The 17,377-nt window shown below is 68.2% G+C and carries 15 protein-coding genes; 8 read left to right on the top strand and 7 right to left on the bottom strand.

The window, feature by feature from the left end; translation table 11 throughout:
• The first annotated feature begins 4 nt into the window (after positions 1–4).
• From OG417_RS00700 to OG417_RS00690, 3 genes are all read left to right on the top strand, one after another.
• A complete protein-coding gene (locus tag OG417_RS00700) occupies positions 5–241 on the top strand; it encodes a hypothetical protein (protein WP_329248141.1) in 237 nt (78 codons plus the stop codon).
• A gap of 123 nt (positions 242–364) precedes the next feature.
• Positions 365–1,498 (top strand): IS630 family transposase, encoded by a 1,134-nt coding sequence (locus tag OG417_RS00695; protein ID WP_329245751.1) that lies wholly within the window; start codon positions 365–367, stop codon positions 1,496–1,498.
• A gap of 74 nt (positions 1,499–1,572) precedes the next feature.
• Complete coding sequence (locus tag OG417_RS00690) at positions 1,573–2,577, top strand: metallophosphoesterase (RefSeq protein ID WP_329248140.1); 1,005 nt, start codon at positions 1,573–1,575, stop codon at positions 2,575–2,577.
• Positions 2,578–3,066: 489 nt separating this feature from the next.
• On the opposite strand, the gene OG417_RS00685 is transcribed toward OG417_RS00690, so the two are convergent.
• The 5 genes from OG417_RS00685 to OG417_RS00665 form a co-directional block, all read right to left on the bottom strand.
• A complete protein-coding gene (locus OG417_RS00685) occupies positions 3,067–3,336 on the bottom strand; it encodes a hypothetical protein (RefSeq protein WP_329248137.1) in 270 nt (89 codons plus the stop codon).
• 137 nt (positions 3,337–3,473) lie between these two features.
• Positions 3,474–3,980 carry an Rv3654c family TadE-like protein gene (locus tag OG417_RS00680; RefSeq protein ID WP_329262061.1) on the bottom strand — a complete coding sequence of 169 codons (507 nt, stop codon included), beginning with the start codon at positions 3,978–3,980 and terminating at the stop codon, positions 3,474–3,476.
• A 546-nt stretch (positions 3,981–4,526) separates the two neighbouring features.
• A complete protein-coding gene (locus OG417_RS00675) occupies positions 4,527–5,759 on the bottom strand; it encodes an IS256 family transposase (RefSeq protein ID WP_329237621.1) in 1,233 nt (410 codons plus the stop codon).
• Between the two features lie 287 nt (positions 5,760–6,046).
• Entirely contained in the window at positions 6,047–6,841 is a 795-nt protein-coding gene (locus tag OG417_RS00670; protein ID WP_329262058.1) for a TadE family type IV pilus minor pilin, read from the bottom strand.
• A 62-nt stretch (positions 6,842–6,903) separates the two neighbouring features.
• Positions 6,904–7,095, bottom strand: a complete 192-nt coding sequence (locus OG417_RS00665) for a DUF4244 domain-containing protein (protein ID WP_329248134.1) — start codon at positions 7,093–7,095, stop codon at positions 6,904–6,906.
• Between the two features lie 876 nt (positions 7,096–7,971).
• On the opposite strand from OG417_RS00665, the gene OG417_RS00660 reads away from it, so the two are divergent.
• Positions 7,972–9,174, top strand: a complete 1,203-nt coding sequence (locus tag OG417_RS00660; RefSeq protein WP_329248131.1) for a hypothetical protein — start codon at positions 7,972–7,974, stop codon at positions 9,172–9,174.
• Positions 9,175–9,975: 801 nt separating this feature from the next.
• On the opposite strand, the gene OG417_RS00655 is transcribed toward OG417_RS00660, so the two are convergent.
• Together OG417_RS00655 and OG417_RS00650 are read right to left on the bottom strand one after the other, a co-directional pair.
• Complete coding sequence (locus tag OG417_RS00655; RefSeq protein ID WP_329248128.1) at positions 9,976–10,380, bottom strand: hypothetical protein; 405 nt, start codon at positions 10,378–10,380, stop codon at positions 9,976–9,978.
• A gap of 91 nt (positions 10,381–10,471) precedes the next feature.
• Positions 10,472–12,805: a DEAD/DEAH box helicase gene (locus OG417_RS00650; protein ID WP_442875645.1), complete on the bottom strand. Its 2,334-nt coding sequence runs from the start codon at positions 12,803–12,805 to the stop codon at positions 10,472–10,474.
• A 230-nt stretch (positions 12,806–13,035) separates the two neighbouring features.
• Between OG417_RS00650 and OG417_RS00645 the strand changes: the two genes are divergently transcribed.
• The 4 genes from OG417_RS00645 (at position 13,036) to OG417_RS00630 (ending at position 17,370) form a co-directional block, all read left to right on the top strand.
• Positions 13,036–13,389 (top strand): STAS domain-containing protein, encoded by a 354-nt coding sequence (locus OG417_RS00645; RefSeq protein ID WP_285584522.1) that lies wholly within the window; start codon positions 13,036–13,038, stop codon positions 13,387–13,389.
• 7 nt (positions 13,390–13,396) lie between these two features.
• Entirely contained in the window at positions 13,397–13,843 is a 447-nt protein-coding gene (locus tag OG417_RS00640) for an ATP-binding protein (protein WP_329248125.1), read from the top strand.
• A 412-nt stretch (positions 13,844–14,255) separates the two neighbouring features.
• A complete protein-coding gene (locus tag OG417_RS00635; RefSeq protein WP_329248122.1) occupies positions 14,256–16,661 on the top strand; it encodes a sodium-translocating pyrophosphatase in 2,406 nt (801 codons plus the stop codon).
• Positions 16,662–16,902: 241 nt separating this feature from the next.
• The gene (locus OG417_RS00630; RefSeq protein WP_329248119.1) at positions 16,903–17,370 is read left to right on the top strand and encodes a SixA phosphatase family protein; all 468 of its coding nucleotides are present in this window, start codon (positions 16,903–16,905) and stop codon (positions 17,368–17,370) included.
• Positions 17,371–17,377 lie beyond the last annotated feature (7 nt).

The raw sequence follows: 17,377 nt of genomic DNA, 5'->3' as shown, positions 1-17,377 counted from the left end.
AGGGGTGTCTCACAGGACCGGCAAACCGGCGCTTACCGGAGTCGCCTTCCTGCTGGGAGTCAGTCCGTCGGCGAGCTTCCTCGACTGGCTCGGCGTGGTCGGCATCGTCGTGCTGCTCGGTTTCGCGGCCGGCTGGCTCACGGTCGCCCTGGGATTGGCGGCGAAATCCCCGGAAACGGGGCGTCTGGCCTCAGTGTTGCCGGTCATGCCTCCGTTCTTCGGCGAACGTGCCGTTGTCTAAGCGGCCCATAGCCGGGCGACACAGGTGACGATCTAGTGCCGCATCAAGCAACGTTTGCCCTGTTGCGGTGACGCGCCGTCGGGATGCTGGCCCCAGGCGGTAGGTCACGGCCAGTCTGTGCGGGTGGCAGAACGGGTACGGGTCCGTGAGATCGATGAGGACGAAGGCCGTCGGCTGTTGCGGATCATCCGCAGGGGCACCGGGTCGGTGGTGACCTGGCGACGGGCTCAGATGGTGTTGCTGTCCGCTCAGGGCATGAGCGTCAACAAGATCGCCGAGGTCACATTCACCAGCGGTGACCGTGTCCGGGATGTGCTCCACAACTTCAACGCCGATGGCTTCGATTCGCTGTATCCGAAGTACTCCGGCGGGCGGCCGAAGACGTTCACCCTGGCCGAACGCCGGGAGATCAAGAAGATCGCCAAGTCCAGGCCGGCCGAGCACGGCCTGCCGTTTTCGACCTGGAGCCTGGCCAAGCTGGCCGACTTCCTGGTCGCCGAGGGGGTGGTCGACGACATCAGCCACGAGGGCCTGCGCATCCTGCTCCGCGAGGAAGGCGTCTCGTTTCAACGCGTGAAAACCTGGAAGACCTCCCGCGATCCGGACTACGCCGCCAAGAAAGCCCGCATCGAGCACCTGTACGCGGTCGCCGATGGGGAGGTCATCCCCGAGGAAGGCGAACCTGAAGTCGTCTTCTGCCTGGATGAGTTCGGCCCGCTCAACCTCCAGCCCCACCCGGGCCGCCACTGGGCCGAACGCGGCGGCCGGCACAAGGACCCCGACCGCCAACCCAGGCCCCGCCGGCGGGCGACCTACACCCGCCCGCACGGGGTCCGGCACCTGTTCGCCGCCTACGACCTGGGCCAAGACAAGCTTTACGGGCACATCAAGAAGACCAAGAACCGCTCGAAGTTCCTGGAATTCTGCCGCTACCTGCGCAGCCTCTATCCCGCAACCGTCCGCATCGCGATCGTGTGCGACAACTACTCCCCGCACCTGACCACCAAGCGATGCCATCGGGTCACCGACTGGGCCGAAGCCAACAACGTCGAGATCGCCTACACCCCGACCAACTCCTCATGGCTCAACCGGATCGAAGCCCAGTTCACCGCCCTGCGCTACTTCGCCCTCGACGGCACCGACCATGCAAGCCACAAGGAACAAGGCAGCATGATCCGCCGCTACATCATCTGGCGGAACAAACACGCCACCGACCAGCGACTACGCGAGGTCGTCAACAAGGCGAACGTTGCTTGATGCGGCACTAGGAGCGAAGATGTCCTCGGATATTCCTTTGGCCACCGCATCAAGGTCCCCGTAGCCTCGCCGATGTGCGGCGCACTGTCATCGTCGGCGACATCCACGGCTGCTTCGACGAGCTACTCGAATTGCTCGGCGAAGTCGGCCTCCGCCCGGACGATCTGTTGATCAGCGTCGGTGATCTGGTCGATCGCGGTCCGGCACCCGGCGAGGTGGTCGGCTTTTTCCGCGACCGTCCGAACTCGGTCGTGGTCATGGGCAACCACGAACGCAAGCACGTGCGCGGGATCTTCTCGTACGCGCAAGAGATCACGCGCCTGCAGTTGGGTGACCGTTACGCCGAAACGGTCGACTGGATGCGGACACTGCCGTATTACTTCGAGGACGAGCACGTTCGCGTCGTCCACGCCGCGATGCTGCCCGGGGTTCCGTTGGGAGACCAGAAAGAGGAGATCCTCTGCGGCTCGACCAGCGGCGAACGAGAGCTGACCGCATTGTTCCCGGGCGGCCACTGGCACGACCATTACGCCGATGCCAAGCCGGTCGTGTTCGGCCATCATGTGACCGGGCGCCAGCCGATGATCCGCGACGACAGGATCTTCGGCCTGGACACCGGTGCCTGCCACGGCTGGAACCTGACCGCGCTGTGCTTGCCGGAGTACACCGCCCACTCGGTCTCGGCCCACGCGGATCACTGGTCGAAGGTGAAGGTCGAATGGCAGCTGCCCGTTCTGAAGACCAAGCCTTGGCGTGACTTCACCTGGCCAGAGCTGGCGGAAGCGATCGCACGGTACTCCCCGGGCTCCGATCCCGCCACGCAAAGCTGGCTGGGGAACCTCGAAAAGTGGGCCGCGGATCTGCGGTCGTCACTCCCTACCTTGGCCGCCGCCGCACACCGTATCGCCGGCGAACTCACCATGGAGGAGATGAGACGGCACCCCGCAGCACGGTTCCTGTTCCAAGCCCGTAACGGTCGGCTCGATCAGACCAGCCTGGCCAAGCAGTGCCCAACCCCGGGCAGAACGATCGACCTGGCCGCCGCGCTGGGCCGATCCTTGCCCGAACCACCCGCCTGACCACCGGAAACCATGCTCATGAACCGACCCGGCCACTGCACGGCGATCCGACCCCCGCACGGCGATCCGACCCCCGCACGGCGATCCGACCCCCGCACGGCGACCCGACCCCCGCACGGCGACCCGACCACCGCACGGCGACCCGACCACCGCACAGAGTGCATCCGGGCCGGAACCTCATAGTCCCGAGCCCAACGCAATAAGAGGAGCCTCCGTTCCGCTCAGGTGGCCGACGTCTGCGTAGGTCGACTTCCCCTGAGCTCGGCATCCGCGGTCCCATCGAGGGCGGCGCCATGGTCGTACCAACCTCTGGCGCGGTGGTCCTATGTGGCGCGAGGATTTCGGCCTCGTCCGGCATCGCGCTGCCGGATCTGCACACCGGGCGGATTCGCGCGACACGGGAGTGGGCGGAGAAGAAGTCACCGCGGCGAGCGCCTCGCCGAGGTGGATGGCCTCCGCGGCGAGGTCGACGCGGCCGTCGCCCCAGCCCTAGTTGGAGATCAGATAGACCACGGCGAGGACGGCCGCCAGCCGGTCGGGCAGCTGGTGATCCGGCGGCACGGCGAACGGGATGCCGGCATCGCGGGTCTTGTGCTTGGCCCTGGTCAGCCGCTTGCTCATGGTCTCGAACGGGACGAGGGACGCCAGCGCGATCTCGTCGGTGGACAGGCCGCCGAGCGTGCGCAGCGTGAGCGACACCTGCGCCTCGGGGGCGAGCGCCGGGTGGCAGCAGGTGAAGATCAGCTCCAGAGCCCACAACCGGACTCCGCTCGTCTCGCGCCATGACCTGGCCCAGGGCGGACCCGTCGCGCTCGACGAATTTTTTGACCGACGCGGGGGATCGACCGACGCGCCGCACTGATCAACGCGGAGGATCGACCGACGCGCCGGACTGATCAACGCGGAGGGTTGACCAACGCGCCGCGCTGATCGGCGCGGGGGCTGATCGACGTACGTGCATTGGTGACGAGCAGGGGCCTGATCGCGGTCGTTAAGACGGCAGCAGTGCAGGATCTCCTCGTTTGGCTCCCTGAGGGTTGCATGGTCGTAGGGACCGGGAGTTGTTCCGGTCCTGCGCGAGCGCGTGCGGTGGCGGTCAGGTTTCGTAGTGCTGGAACGCTTGTCAGGTCAGAGCTGACGGTCACCTCCGAAATCCGGCCGTGAAGCACACAACTCCGCAGACGGCCGCCGGAACCGTGGGCGATGCGTGCGGCCAGGCCGCATGCGGCGTGCGGCCCGTCCGCGGAATGTGAGGCGGCGGCGAGCGCCGCGAGATCGGCAGCAGCGTAGGCACGATGCCGAGCAGCACGCACGCCGCCGACCGTCATCGCCATCATCGCCATCGCCCACGTCAGGCCGATCAGCGCGAGCATCCAGACGGTTCCCGAGCCCCTATCGCCCATTCGGCGCTCACGCATCGCCGTGCTTCTCTTTTCAGAAGTCAGCGGTCCGTTCCTTTCTCAGGTTGGTGGGCTTCCAGTCCATGGACTTGTCGGCGGCATGGGGTGTCTCTGCTGGCCGTAGGCCTGCCCGCGCACGTGCCGGTGGCACACCGCATTGGCGAAGTCGGCGGTCCGTTTCTTTCTCAGGTTGGTGGGCTTCCAGTCCATGGACTTGTCGGCGGCATGGGGTGTCTCTGCTGGCCGTAGGCCTGCCCGCGCACGTGCCGGTGGCACACCGCATTGGCGAAGTCGGCGGTCCGCTCCTTTCTCAGGTCGGTGGTGCACCCTCAGCCCATGGACTTGCCGGGGACATGGTCCGCCTCTCCCAGCCGGCGGCACGCCCCACTGCCCAAAGCGGGCGGCAAGCTCCTATGCCAAACCGGTGGCATGTCGGCAGCATGTGCGCCGCGACACCTCTTATAGGTCGGCGGCGCACCCGTTCACGGTGGCGTCCCGCGTGGTGGTGTAAGTGATCGTCACCGTGTGCGGGTCAGCGAGTAATGCTGATCATGCCGTGAGCAGTGCGGGTGTTTCCACCTCCTTGCTGGCTTTTGCGGGCTGGTCGAGCAGGGCCATGGAGCTTTCGGATAGGTAGCGGCGGTCGGTGACCTGCCATTCGTCGTGGGTTTCGACCAGCACCGAGCCGGCCAGGCGGAGCAGGGCGGCGGGGTTGGGGAAGACACCGACGACGTCGGTGCGGCGTTTGATCTCTTTGTTCACTCGCTCCAGCGGGTTGGTGGACCAGATCTTCTTCCAGTGGGAGAGGGGGAAGTCGGCGAAGGCGGTCACGTCATCGGCCGCCTCGGTGAGCATGGTCTCGACCTTGGGGAGCTGACGGCCGAGCATGCCGGCGATGGTGGTGAGTTGCTCACGGACGTGATCAGGGTCGGGCTGGGCGAAGATGGTGCGGATCGCAGCGGCGACCATCTCGGCGTGGCCTTTGGGGACCTGGGCCAAGACGTTGCGCAGGAAGTGAACCCGGCAGCGTTGCCAGGCCGCGCCGAGCAGCACGGCCTGGATCGCGGTTTTGAGGCCGGCGTGGGCGTCGCTGATGACCAGCTGCACTCCGTGCAGCCCGCGGGTCTTCAAGGTGCGCAGGAACGCGGTCCAAAACGCGCCGTCTTCGCTGTCGCCGACGTCGAAGCCGAGGACTTCGCGGCGTCCGTCGGCGGCCACGCCGGTCGCGACCACGACGGCTTGGGAGACCACCCGATGGTCGACCCGGGCCTTGCAGTAGGTCGCGTCCAAGAACACGTAGCGGAACGGCTGATCGGCCAACGACCGGTCGCGGAACGCCGCGACCTCGACGTCGAGCTCGGCGCAGATCCTGCTCACTTCGGATTTGGAGATGCCGGTGTCGGCACCCAACGCTTTGACCAGGTCATCGACCTTGCGGGTGGAGGTGCCGTGCAGGTAGGCCTCCATGATCACGGCGAACAGTGACTGGTCGACCCGCCGGCGGCGTTCCAGCAGGGAGGGGAAGAACGACCCGGCCCGCAGCTTGGGGATCTGCAACTGCAGATCACCCGCGGTGGTGGTGATCGTCTTGGGCCGGTGCCCGTTCCGCAAACCGGTTCTGGCCTCGGTGCGCTCATGCGGTGCAGCACCGATCACCGAGGTCAGCTCCGCCTCGATCAGAGCCTGGTAGATCGTGGTGGCCGCCTGACGGATCCGGTCTTCGACATCAGCGCCTTTGAGCGCATCCAAGACCTCCAGCAGGGCAGACTGGTCCAGAGCCATCGTGTGATGTGTCCCTTTCGCGAGAACCATTGGCGTGGGTCTTGCCGACCATCACACGGTGGCTCCTTGGCGCGTGGCCACCACGCCGAGGAGCCCGATCTCTTACACCACAAGCTGGGACGTCACCCCCGTTCACCCCCTCGGGGCGCCGCCCCTCACCCAGGTCGGGGGGCGCCCCCTCGTCCAGGTTGGGGCCACCGCTCGCTTAGGTCAGCGGTATCGCAGGGACGCGAATGGGTTGATGGGATTGCGTGTGTGCGGCAGCGGGGCCGTCCTGGGCTGGTGTGTTACTGAGTCTTCTCGTCCTCCTCTTCTGGTCCGGTCGGGGCAGGTGGAGCACCTTCTGATCCGGTCGGGGCCGGTGGAGCGCCGTTGCCTGTGGGGAAAGTGGTGTCGTTCGGTTGGGGTTCTGTGGCGGCGATGGCCTGTGCTTTGAGCTTCAAGGCGGGGAAGAGGCCTCGCAGGGGTGAGTCGGTTTGGGCCTGGACGATGACCTTCGTGGTGGTCTCGTCGCGGCTCACGGTGACTCGGGCGTTCGGCGGTGCGGCGCGGAGCACCGCCGAACGGACCTCTGCCTGGGGCTCTCCTCGTGCCGCCGCTCTTGCTCCGGCCCGTGCGGCGTCGAGGCAGGCGATCTGGGCGGCCGCCGCGCTCACGCCCCACAGCGCGACGGCCAGGACGACCACCAGCGCGGGCAAGGCGACGGCCGTCTCGGCGGTGATCGAGCCGCGTCGGCCCTCTCGAAGCGAGACGTGCCGACCGCCTTTTGCCGTACCGCGTCGCGTGGTTGGGTGAATTGCCGTACCGCGTCGCGTGGTTGGGCGAAGGCGTCGAGACGGTGCGGTTCGCGCGCGGACGCGCTGTGGCCCTCCATCGGGTGGGTGACGGCCGGCGGGTCGCCCGCCGCCGTGCTGGCCGACGGTGGGCGCCTGTAGGCCGGACGGTCGCGCATCGCGTTGCCTGGGACGCGATCGCGAGTCGCGTTGCCCGGGACGCGCCCGCGAGTCGCGTTGCCCGGGACGCGCCCGCGAGTCGCGTTGCCCGGGACGCGCCCGCGTACGCGCCCGCGCTGATGGGCGCATTGGGGATGTCCTGTCCGCATTGGCGGACTCGGCATGGGTGAGGCGACCGAGGCCGGGGCGGATCATCCGACCAGGTTGAGCGCTCTGTGGATGATCGTTAAGAGCATCTTTCGGATTTCTGGGCTGGTTACGATCTTGAACAGGACGCCGGCGAAGGCCGCGGCGGCGACGGTGCCCACTGCGTACTCCGCGGTGGACATGCCTCGGTCGCCGTAGTCGCGGCATCGACGCCACAGTGCGGACAGCTTGTGCATGTGGTCCCCTCCTTGGTCGGGTGGTGGGCGCGGGGAGCGCTATGACTCAGCGTGACCAAGTCGTTGCCGTCGGACCAGATGAATCGAGTTCTGTGGATAACTCGGTGGCTTCGGTGACCTCGGTGCCGGGCACGTGCGCGAGTGCCAACGCGCCACGCGCCACGCGCCACGCGCGACGCGTCTCCGCATCGGTCGCTTTCGCGCGTTGGCCACTCCCACGCCTTGGTCGGTCTTGCGCGTTGCTCGATCCCGCGTGTCGGTCAGTCCCGTGCGCGGGCTTGTTCCGCGCTTGGTCGGTCTCGCGCGTTGGTCGGTCCCGCGCGTTGGTCGGTCCCGCGCGTTGGTCGGTCCGGCGTGTTGGTCAGTTCCGAGTATCGATTCGCGCTGCGTGTCGGTCAGTCCCGCGCGTGGGTTGGTTCCGCGCTTGGTCGGTCCCGCGCGTTGGTCAGTCCGGCGCGTTGGTCAGTTCCGAGTGTCGGTTCGTCCCGCGCGTTGGTCAGTCCTTGGTTAGGTCTGGATGTGATGCGGCATGGCGGGCAGTGCGGCGGAGGGTGGTGTTCTCGGTCTACGGCCGCCTATGGCCGCGTCCGTGCGTGGCGGCCAGTGTGTGATTCGTGTGTCGAATACCTGGGGGTTCGTTACTAAGATCGACTCGGATCGTTGCATTTTGTGGGAAACCGTGCCTCTATTAGAGACAGAGTCCGATAGGGTGACTGTCGGCTTCCGATGATCATGCGGTTGCGGTTGCGGTTGCGGTTGGTCGGTGGCCGATGAAACCCTCCGGCATCATAGGCCGCCGACTCGGGGATCGGTGCTGGTCGTCTGGTGCCGCTTTGGCCAGAGACGATGAAAGGTTCTCGACGAAGGGACGGCGTCGTGACGAGGGTCTGCAAGGCAGCCACGGTCGGCCTGATGACCCCGATGGTCGCCGCAGCGATCGCCGTCGGTCTCAGCCAGCCCGCGCATGCGGCCGAGTCGTGTCCGCCGCTCGGAAGCGCGACCATCGCGGCTCCGTCCGGGACCGTCACGGTCGGTTCCACCGTGCACGTCAGTGCTCAGATCAACGGGTTGATGCTGCTACAGGCACACCTGCAGATCTCCGGGCCGGGCCTCAACCAGCAGGTCGGCAAGAGCGAGTGGACCGGCAAGATCGAGGGCGACGTCACCATGTCCAAGGCCGGTGCCTTCACGCTGGCGGTCATCGGTAACGGCACCGGGTGCACGTACAAGACCGAGGGCTTCTCGGTGAAGGCGCGGCCTTCTCCGGCGAAGTCGACGCACGCCGCTTCGCCCAGCAAGACTCCCGGCTCTGGCAGCGGCGGCAACCGTACGTCGTCCGGTTCGGGATCGCTGCCGACCGGAAACGTCGGCAACGGCGCCACGGTCGGGAACCCCGGGGCCAACCCGCTCAATGGCGCCTCGCCGTTCAGCCTTCCGTCCGTCGCGCCCGACGGCTCCGGCCTGAACTTCGCGTACCCCAGCCCTGAGCCGCAGGTCGCCTCACCGCTGGCCCAGCCAGCCGCGCGGAACGTTTCCCAGACGACGCCGATCAAGTGGGGGCAGAGCCTCGCCATCGCGCTCGTCCTGCTGATCATCTCGGCGCATCTGGGCATGTGGTCCCGCCGCCAGCGCCTCGCCGCCGAAGGCGCACGCGCCGCCGCGGGTGGCAAGCGGTCAGGTCGCGGGAAGACCAAGGCCAGGCGCGGCCGGAAGGCCACCGCGATGATGGCTGCGACGGGTGTTCTCACCAAGCCGGCGGCCGATGAAGCCTCACCGGTCGATGAAGCCTCACCGGCCGCGGCGGACTCCCAGCCGATCAACTCCGACGAATCGTCCAGGGCGCTCAACGTCGCCGACCCGACGGGCACGGCCGCCGCAGCAGCGTCGGCCGACACGGAGACGCTCGACCTCGGTAGGGCTGTCGGCACCGGCCAGGCGCCCGACGAGGCGGAGACCGCCGACCAGGCCGACGGCGCCGACGGGCAGCAGGCGGACAGCCCCGCGGCGGACGCGCCCACGTCTCGCCGCCGCGGCTCGGGCCGTGGCCGTGCCTACCAAGGACGCCGCCGCCGTAACTGAGCAGGCCGCGGGCGGCGTGACGGGTGGTTGGTAGTCAGGTCTGGCGAGTTGTCGATCGGCCGGTGTGGCTGATTTCCGGTTTCAGTGGTTCGCGAGTGTCCTCTGCGGCTCGGTAGTCAGGTCGGCGAGCTGCCGGTTGGCTGAGCAGGCCGGTGCGGCTAGTTGCGGTTTCAGTGGTTCGCGGGTGGTGGGACCGGGTTGGTGGTCGGGTCTGGCGAGTTGTCGATCGGCGGGTGTGGCTGATTTCCGGTTTCAGTGGTTCGCGAGTGTCGTCTGCGGCTCGGTAGTCAGGTCGGCGAGCTGCCGGTTGGCTGAGCAGGCCGGTGCGGCTAGTTGCGGTTTCAGTGGTTCGCGGGTGGTGGGACCGGGTTGGTGGTCGGGTCTGGCGAGTTGTCGATCGGCGGGTGTGGCTGATTTCCGGTTTCAGTGGTTCGCGAGTGTCGTCTGCGGCTCGGTAGTCAGGTCGGCGAGCTGCCGGTTGGCTGAGCAGGCCGGTGCGGCTAGTTGCGGTTTCAGTGGTTCGCGGGTGGTGGGACCGGGTTGGTGGTCGGGACTGGCGAGTTGTCGATCGGCGGGTGTGGCTGATTTCCGGTTTCAGTGGTTCGCGAGTGTCCTCTGCGGCTCGGCGATCAGATCTGGCGGGCCCTCGGCCGGCCGGGACCACGGTGCGGTGGGCGTGAAAGTCCGCCGAATCGGCGCCTGTGATCCGGCTGGGGTCGGAGCTGCGGCCCGCCCAGTGAGGACAACGACGTCCACGAGACCGCGGCGCTGGGCCGGGCCTGACACGTGAGCAGAAGAATCTCAGGCGGACTGGTCGAAGAACGGTGAGACCGGGTCGCGCTCGCGATGGCCGGCGACCGGGACGTCGCTCGTCGTCTGGGGTATTCCGCCGCGGGCGCGGGCACGGGCGAGTTCGCGCTGGAACTGCTGGCGTTCCATCTCCAGCGTGCTCAGCGACTCTTCATGTTCCTCTCGCAGCTCGCGGAGTTCGCGGCGGACTCGCATCGAGCGGCCCAGGGCCAGAGACGAGATCGTCAGGCCGATGACGAAGAAGATCGTGACGATGATGCCCGCGACGAAGATCTGAGCCTGCGACGTTACGCCGGGAACGTGCTGTCCGAACACGCTGAGTGTCGCCGGAGCCGTGTTCTCGGAGATGATGCCGACGGCCACGCAGACCGCGGCACCGGCCAGGATGATTCCCACCAAGATCATCGGACGTGTTTCCCCTCGACGCGTGACACGAGGAAGCCGCTCAGACGTGACACCTTCTAACTAAAGTGGCGATCCGGTCAAGTCATGATTCTTGGGGCGCCTGTTTCAGCAGAGCGTCGAGCAGGTCCAGCGCGCCGGCCTTGTCCAGGGGCTCGTTGCCGTTGCCGCATTTGGGCGACTGGATGCACGACGGGCACCCGTGGTCGCACTCGCACGCGGCGATGACCTCGCGAGTCGACCGTAGCCACGCCGCCGCCCGCACGTAGCCGCGTTCGGCGAAGCCCGCGCCGCCCTCGTGGCCGTCGTACACGAACACCGTCATCCGCGACGTGTCCGGGTGCAGCGCCGTCGACACCCCGCCGATGTCCCAGCGGTCGCACGTCGCGAACAGCGGCAGCAGCCCGATGGAGGCGTGCTCGGCCGCGTGCGCCGAGCCGCCCACGTCGGCGTCGCCCAGGAACGACGTGTCCGGCAGCGTCCACCACACGGCCCGCGTACGAAGCGTGCGCGGTGGCAGCGAGAGCGGGCGTTCGCCGAGCACCTGGCCGCTCGCCAGCCGCCTCATCTGGTACGACACGACCTGCTGCGTCACCTCGACCGTGCCGAAGCACAGCGTCGCCTCGCCCCACGACGTCGAGCGCAGAGTCTCGAGGATGGAGATGTCCGTGACGTCGCGCGCGGTCGTCGTGTAGTCGGGGTCGGCGGCCTCGACCAGGGCGACGGAGTCGGAGAGATCGAGCGTCCGCACGACGTACGTCTCGCCCTGGTGCAGGTAGACCGCGCCCTCGTGGACCATCGTGTGCGCGGACGGTTCGTCGACCGTGCCCAGGAGCCGTCCGGTCGACGCCTCGACCACCTGGACCGGCGGGCCGCCCGCGCCGCGGATGTCGGCCAGGTCGCTGGCGCGCTCCCGCTTCGTCCAGAACCAGCCCGCCGGGCGGTGGCGCAGCATGCCCCGGCGTACGAGGTCGGGCAGCACGTCGGTGGCCGACGGGCCGAACATCGGCAGGTCGGCGTCGGTGAGGGGCAGTTCGGCGGCGGCGGCGCACAGGTGCGGGGCCAGGACGTACGGATTGTCGGGGTCGAGGACCGTCGCCTCCACCGGCGTACCGAAGATCGCCGACGGGTGGTGCACGAGATAGGTGTCGAGCGGGTCGTCGCGTGCGATGAGGACGGCGAGGGCGTCCTGGCCGGCGCGGCCGGCCCGGCCCGCCTGCTGCCACAGCGACGCGCGCGTGCCCGGCCAGCCGCACACGATCACCGAGTCGAGCCCGGACACGTCGACCCCGAGTTCGAGGGCGTTCGTCGAGGCCAGGCCCACCAGCGACCGCGAGCGCAGGGCCTTCTCCAGGGCGCGGCGCTCTTCGGGCAGGAACCCCGCGCGGTACGCCGCGACCTGCGACGGCAGCGACGGCGAGATCTCGGCCAGCGCCCGTTTCGCGCCCAGCGCGACCGACTCGGCGCCGCGCCGCGAGCGCACGAAGGCCAGGGTCTGCACGTCTTCCACCACGAGGTCGGCGAGCAGGTCGGCGGCCTCGGCGGTCGCCGTACGGCGTACGGGCGCGTCGTGCTCGCCGCGCAGCTCGGTCAGCGGGGGTTCCCACAGCGCGAAGGAGGTCGCGCCGCGCGGCGAGGCGTCGTCGCACACCTCCTCGACCGGCACGCCCGTCAGCCGGGACGCCGCCGCGCCGGGCGAGGACGCGGTCGCCGAGGCGAGGATGAACACCGGCGTCGTGTTGTACCGCGCGCAGACCCGGCGCAGCCGCCGCAGCACCTGCGCGACGTGGGACCCGAAGACGCCGCGGTAGCCGTGGGCCTCGTCGACGATGACATAGCGGAGACGGCGCAGGTACGGGGCCCACCGGGCGTGTCCCGGCAAGACGGTGCGATGCAGCATGTCCGGGTTGGTCAGTACGTAGTTCGCGTACTGCCGGACCCACGTGCGGTCCTCGGGCGGCGTGTCGCCGTCGAAGGTCGACGCGCGCAGCTGGGCGAGCTTGAGCCCGCGCAGCGCGCGGAGCTGGTCGGCGGCCAGCGCCTTGGTCGGCGAGAGGTAGAGGACGGAGCCGCCGTTGAACACCGCGTCGAGGGCGGGCAGCAGGTACGCCAGCGACTTGCCCGATGCCGTACCGGTCGCGACGATCACGGACGAACCCGAGTGCGCGATCTCGGCGGCGCGCGCCTGGTGCTCCCAGGGACGCTCGATACCCGCGTGGCGCAGGCGGTCGAGGAGCAGCCGAGGTGCCCACGAGGGCCACTCCGCGTGTCGCCCCTCACGTGCCGGGACGGTCTCGATGTGGGTGATGCGCTCGCGGTTGCGCGGATCGTTCAGGAGCCGACGCAGGACGTCACCCGTCGGCCGGGAGGGCGGCGTCCGCTCGCCGCCGGACTGCGAAGTGTCTATGGCCTGCGTCACTCCTTCTCATCGGAGCGGTTCGGCGTGTGGAGGTTTCCAGTCTGGCATCCTGGGCACAACGCTTTGAACCGCCGTCCGTGGTGCCCCCCCAGGGCTCACATGAGACCCGCGGCACGTGGGGGAAGTCGCCCTGTGTGCCGATTTCGTGTAGACACGGTGGCGGAGCGTGGTTGAATCACGGCGGGGTCCCGTGCCCCGACTTTTATACGCGGTACGGCGCAGGAGGATCTGTGGACCTGAAGGTTAGCGACTACACCACTGACGATGACCTCACCGTCATCAACGTGGAGGGAGAGATCGACGTCTACACCGCGCCGAAGCTCCGCGAGAAGCTCATCGACCTGGTGAACAAGGGGAAGTACCACCTCCTCGTCGACATGGAGAAGGTGGAGTTCCTCGACTCGACCGGTCTGGGCGTCCTCGTCGGTGGCCTTAAGCGAGTGCGGGCGCACGACGGCTCCCTCGAGCTCGTCTGCACGCAGGAGCGCATCCTCAAGATCTTCAGGATCACCGGCCTGACCAAGGTCTTCGGTATCTTCGACTCCGTCGACGACGCGCGAGAGAATCGCAAGAAGCAGAAGTAGGCCGGGGATGGCGCCCGAGATAGCCCCCAGGACAGCGACCGTCGAGCTCACGTTCAGCCCCCTGCCGGTGCACGTACGCACCGCGCGGCTCGTCGCCACCGCCGTCGCACGGCGGGGTGGGGTGGAGGAGGCCCTGCTCGACGAGGTACGCCTGGCGGTGGGCGAGGCCTGCTCGCGTGCGGTGGAGGCGCACCAGCAGCAGTGCCCCGCCGAGCCCGTGCGGGTGGAGTTGCGGGACGGGGCTGACCGTTTCGAGGTCGTGGTGACCGATCGCGTGCCCAACGACGACCCGGCCGCCGGGGGGACCCCCGAGGTCTCGCCCGACCTGGCCGAGCTCAACGGCAACCTCAACCTGGGATTCGCCGTGATCGCCGGGCTCGCCGATGATGTGAACATCTCCTCGACGCCGTCGGGGGTCGAGATAACGATGAGCTGGCCGGCCAAGAAGGACTGAGCCGACGCCGAAGCGCCGAGAGCCCCTCCGGACCGCGTACCGCCGCGGCTCGGAGGGGCTTTTCGTGTCCGGACGACCACCCCCCGTAAAAGGGGTTTTTGGTCGTGTGTATAATGTCCGTTTAAGTAGCCAGATCCGATCTCATTGGGTAAGGCGCATGGTCTACAGCGAATTGACTAATTTGCAAGGCGTGCGCCATTGACCTGGAAAGACGCCTTTACCTAACACCTGCAGATTAAGGTCAGGTGTAGGTGACGTCACATCTCTATCCCGATATCGTTAAGCAATCGAGCAGGCTTCTAATTCCGGCTACGCATGCGTAGACTCCCGGCACCATTGCCAGCTTGACGCGTGGTAATGGCCGGTCAGCCCTCGTAGGCGGCCGGATCTAACGCCCTGTCGAGGAGGATGCATGTCTGGGCTTCACGTGCCCGCCCAGGCCAGTGCAGAACTGAATCTCGGCGGCAGCGACCTGACGCTTGTGGTCGTTGTCGGTGTGATCGCTCTGTTGGCGCTGGCCGTCGCCGGCGTCCTGGTCCGCGAGGTACTCGCGGCGGGCCAGGGCACCGAGAAGATGCAAGAGATCGCCGGAGCGGTGCAGGAGGGCGCACTCGCGTACCTCAAGCGCCAGTTCCGCACGGTCGGCATCTTCGTGATCCTGATCCCCTTCCTGTTGCTCCTGTTGCCGGAGCACAAATGGGGAGTGAGGATCGGTAGATCGGTCTTCTTCGTCATCGGTGCGCTGTTCTCCGGCACTACGGGATTCACCGGCATGTGGCTGGCGGTGCGCGGCAATGTCCGCGTGGCCGCCGCGGCACGTGAGAGCGGTGAGAAGATCGCCATGCGGATCGCGTTCCGCACGGGCGGTGTCGCCGGCATGTTCACCGTCGGCCTCGGCCTGCTCGGCGCGGCCGTCGTCGTGCTCATCTACAAGGGCGACGCGCCCGCCGTGCTCGAAGGCTTCGGCTTCGGCGCCGCGCTGCTCGCGATGTTCATGCGTGTCGGTGGCGGTATCTTCACCAAGGCCGCCGACGTGGGCGCCGACCTGGTCGGCAAGGTCGAGCAGGGCATTCCCGAGGACGACCCGCGCAACGCCGCCACCATCGCCGACAACGTCGGCGACAACGTGGGTGACTGCGCCGGCATGGCAGCCGACCTGTTCGAGTCCTACGCCGTCACGCTGGTGGCGAGCCTCATCCTCGGCCGGGTCGCCTTCGGCACCGAGGGTCTGGTCTTCCCGCTGATCGTGCCGATGATCGGCGTGATCACCGCGGTGATCGGCATCTTCGCGGTCGCGCCGCGTGCCAAGGACCGTTCCGGCATGAGCGCGATCAACCGCGGCTTCTTCATCTCCGCGATCATCTCCGCGATCGTCGTGGCGGTGGCGACGTTCCTCTACCTGCCGGACTCCTTCGCCAAGCTGCACGGCTCGCAGGTCGCCGGCGACTCGCACCTGGCCGACGTCGACCCGCGGTGGGTGGCGCTCGGGGCGGTGCTCGTCGGCATCGTTCTCGCCAGCGCGATCCAGCTGCTCACCGGCTACTTCACCGAGACCAACCGGCGCCCGGTCAAGGACGTCACCAACTCGGCCCGTACGGGCCCGGCGACGGTCATCCTGTCCGGCATCTCGCTCGGTCTCGAGTCGGCGGTCTACACGGCGCTGGTCATCGCCGCCGCCGTGTACGGCGCGTTCCTGCTCGGCTTCAGCAACACCACGCTCGCGCTGTTCGCCGTCGCGCTCGCCGGCACCGGCCTGCTGACCACGGTCGGCGTGATCGTGTCCATGGACACCTTCGGTCCGGTCTCCGACAACGCGCAGGGCATCGCCGAGATGTCCGGCGACGTCGAGGGTGAGGCCGCGAGCGTCCTGGAGAGCCTCGACGCCGTCGGCAACACGACCAAGGCGATCACCAAGGGCATCGCGATCGCGACGGCCGTGCTGGCGGCGACCGCGCTGTTCGGCTCGTTCCGTACGACGATCGAGTCCGAGCTCGCGAAGGTCAACAACCCCGACCATCCGATCAAGGATGTGCAGAACGCACTGGGCCCGGTCTTCCGCAACTTCACCCTGAGCGTCGACAACCCGAACGTGCTGATCGGGCTGATCATCGGCGCCGCGGTGGTGTTCCTGTTCTCCGGTCTGGCGATCATGGCGGTCGGCCGCGCGGCCGGACGCGTCGTGATGGAGGTGCGGAACCAGTTCCGCACCAAGCCCGGGATCATGGACTACTCGGAAAAGCCGGACTACGGCCGGGTGGTCGCCATCTGCACCGCGGACGCCCAGCGTGAGCTGGCCACGCCGGGTCTGCTGGCGATCATGACGCCGATCGCGGTCGGCTTCGCGCTCGGGTACGCGCCGCTGGGCGCCTACCTGGCCGGTGCGATCGCGGCGGGCGCCCTGATGGCGGTGTTCCTGTCCAACTCCGGTGGCGCGTGGGACAACGCCAAGAAGCTCGTCGAAGAGGGCAACCTCGGTGGCAAGGGCTCCGAGGCGCACTCGGCGACGGTCATCGGCGACACGGTCGGCGACCCGTTCAAGGACACCGCGGGCCCGGCGATCAACCCGCTGATCAAGGTCATGAACCTGGTCGCTCTGCTGATCGCTCAGGCGGTCGTGACGTACGCGGCGAACGACGCGCTGAGGATCATCGTCACGGTGATCGCCGTCGCGGTGATCGTCGGTGCGATCGTGATCTCCAAGCGGCGCGCGTCCTCGATCGAGGACGAGGGCGAGCCGGCCGAGGTGACCGGCGCGCCGGACGCCGAGGGAGACTCGGCCGAGGCGGACGAGGAGACGGCTTCGGCCAAGGCCTCCTGACGCACGAACGAGCGGAGAGGGCCGGGTGGCGACACCCGGCCCTTTCGTCGTCTTAGAGCCGGTACGGCGACGGGCCCAGGACGCGAGTGGGGGGTGGACGGGGCGCTGCGCGGGCAGGGCACACTGGGGGGATGCAGAACTCCCAGCCGTCCGGGGCCAAGGGCTTCGCCTTGCTCATCGGCGTCATGATCGCGATCGTGCTTGTGATCATGGTGGTCGCCGTCCTCCTCTCGCCGCGCTGATGCCCACGCTCATCGTGCTGCGGCACGCCAAGGCGGCGTCTCCGCTGGGCACCCCCGACATCGAACGCCCGCTCGCCGGGCGCGGGCGGACCGACGCCGCGCGGGCCGGCGAGGAGCTGCGGGCCGCGAGCCGGCTGCCCGACCGGGTCATCTGCTCCACCGCCCTGCGCACCCGGCAGACGCTCGACGGGCTCGCGCTGGAGGTGCCCGTCGACTTCGAGGCCCGGGTGTACGACAACGACGCCGAGGAGATCCTCGGCCTGCTGCGCGAGCAGCCCGACGACCTGGGCACGCTTCTGCTGGTCGGGCACAACCCCTCGATGCACCAGCTCGTCTTCGGGCTGACCGGCGGGGCGGGCGATCACTTTCCGACCGCGGCGACGGCGGTCATCGAGTTCGACGGCGCCTGGACGGACCTGTGGCCGGGCAGCGGCCGGCTCGTCTCGTTCTGGACTCCCGGCGGCTGATCCCCCG

The sequence above is a fragment of the Actinoallomurus sp. NBC_01490 genome (assembly GCF_036227085.1).
GTDB classification, from domain to species: domain Bacteria; phylum Actinomycetota; class Actinomycetes; order Streptosporangiales; family Streptosporangiaceae; genus Actinoallomurus; species Actinoallomurus oryzae.
The sequence above is the reverse complement of the archived record's forward strand: the minus strand, read 5'-3'. Positions and strand labels throughout refer to the sequence as shown.

Excerpts from the sequence above, each read along its gene's own strand:
- OG417_RS00680 (WP_329262061.1), bottom strand. The coding sequence starts at position 3,980 with ATGGGCGATAGGGGCTCGGGAACCGTCTGGATGCTCGCGCTGATCGGC.
- OG417_RS00675 (WP_329237621.1), bottom strand. The coding sequence starts at position 5,759 with ATGGCTCTGGACCAGTCTGCCCTGCTGGAGGTCTTGGATGCGCTCAAA.
- OG417_RS00670 (WP_329262058.1), bottom strand. The coding sequence starts at position 6,841 with ATGCGCCCATCAGCGCGGGCGCGTACGCGGGCGCGTCCCGGGCAACGC.
- OG417_RS00665 (WP_329248134.1), bottom strand. The coding sequence starts at position 7,095 with ATGCACAAGCTGTCCGCACTGTGGCGTCGATGCCGCGACTACGGCGAC.
- OG417_RS00640 (WP_329248125.1), top strand. The coding sequence starts at position 13,397 with ATGGCGCCCGAGATAGCCCCCAGGACAGCGACCGTCGAGCTCACGTTC.
- OG417_RS00635 (WP_329248122.1), top strand. The coding sequence starts at position 14,256 with ATGTCTGGGCTTCACGTGCCCGCCCAGGCCAGTGCAGAACTGAATCTC.
- OG417_RS00630 (WP_329248119.1), top strand. The coding sequence starts at position 16,903 with ATGCCCACGCTCATCGTGCTGCGGCACGCCAAGGCGGCGTCTCCGCTG.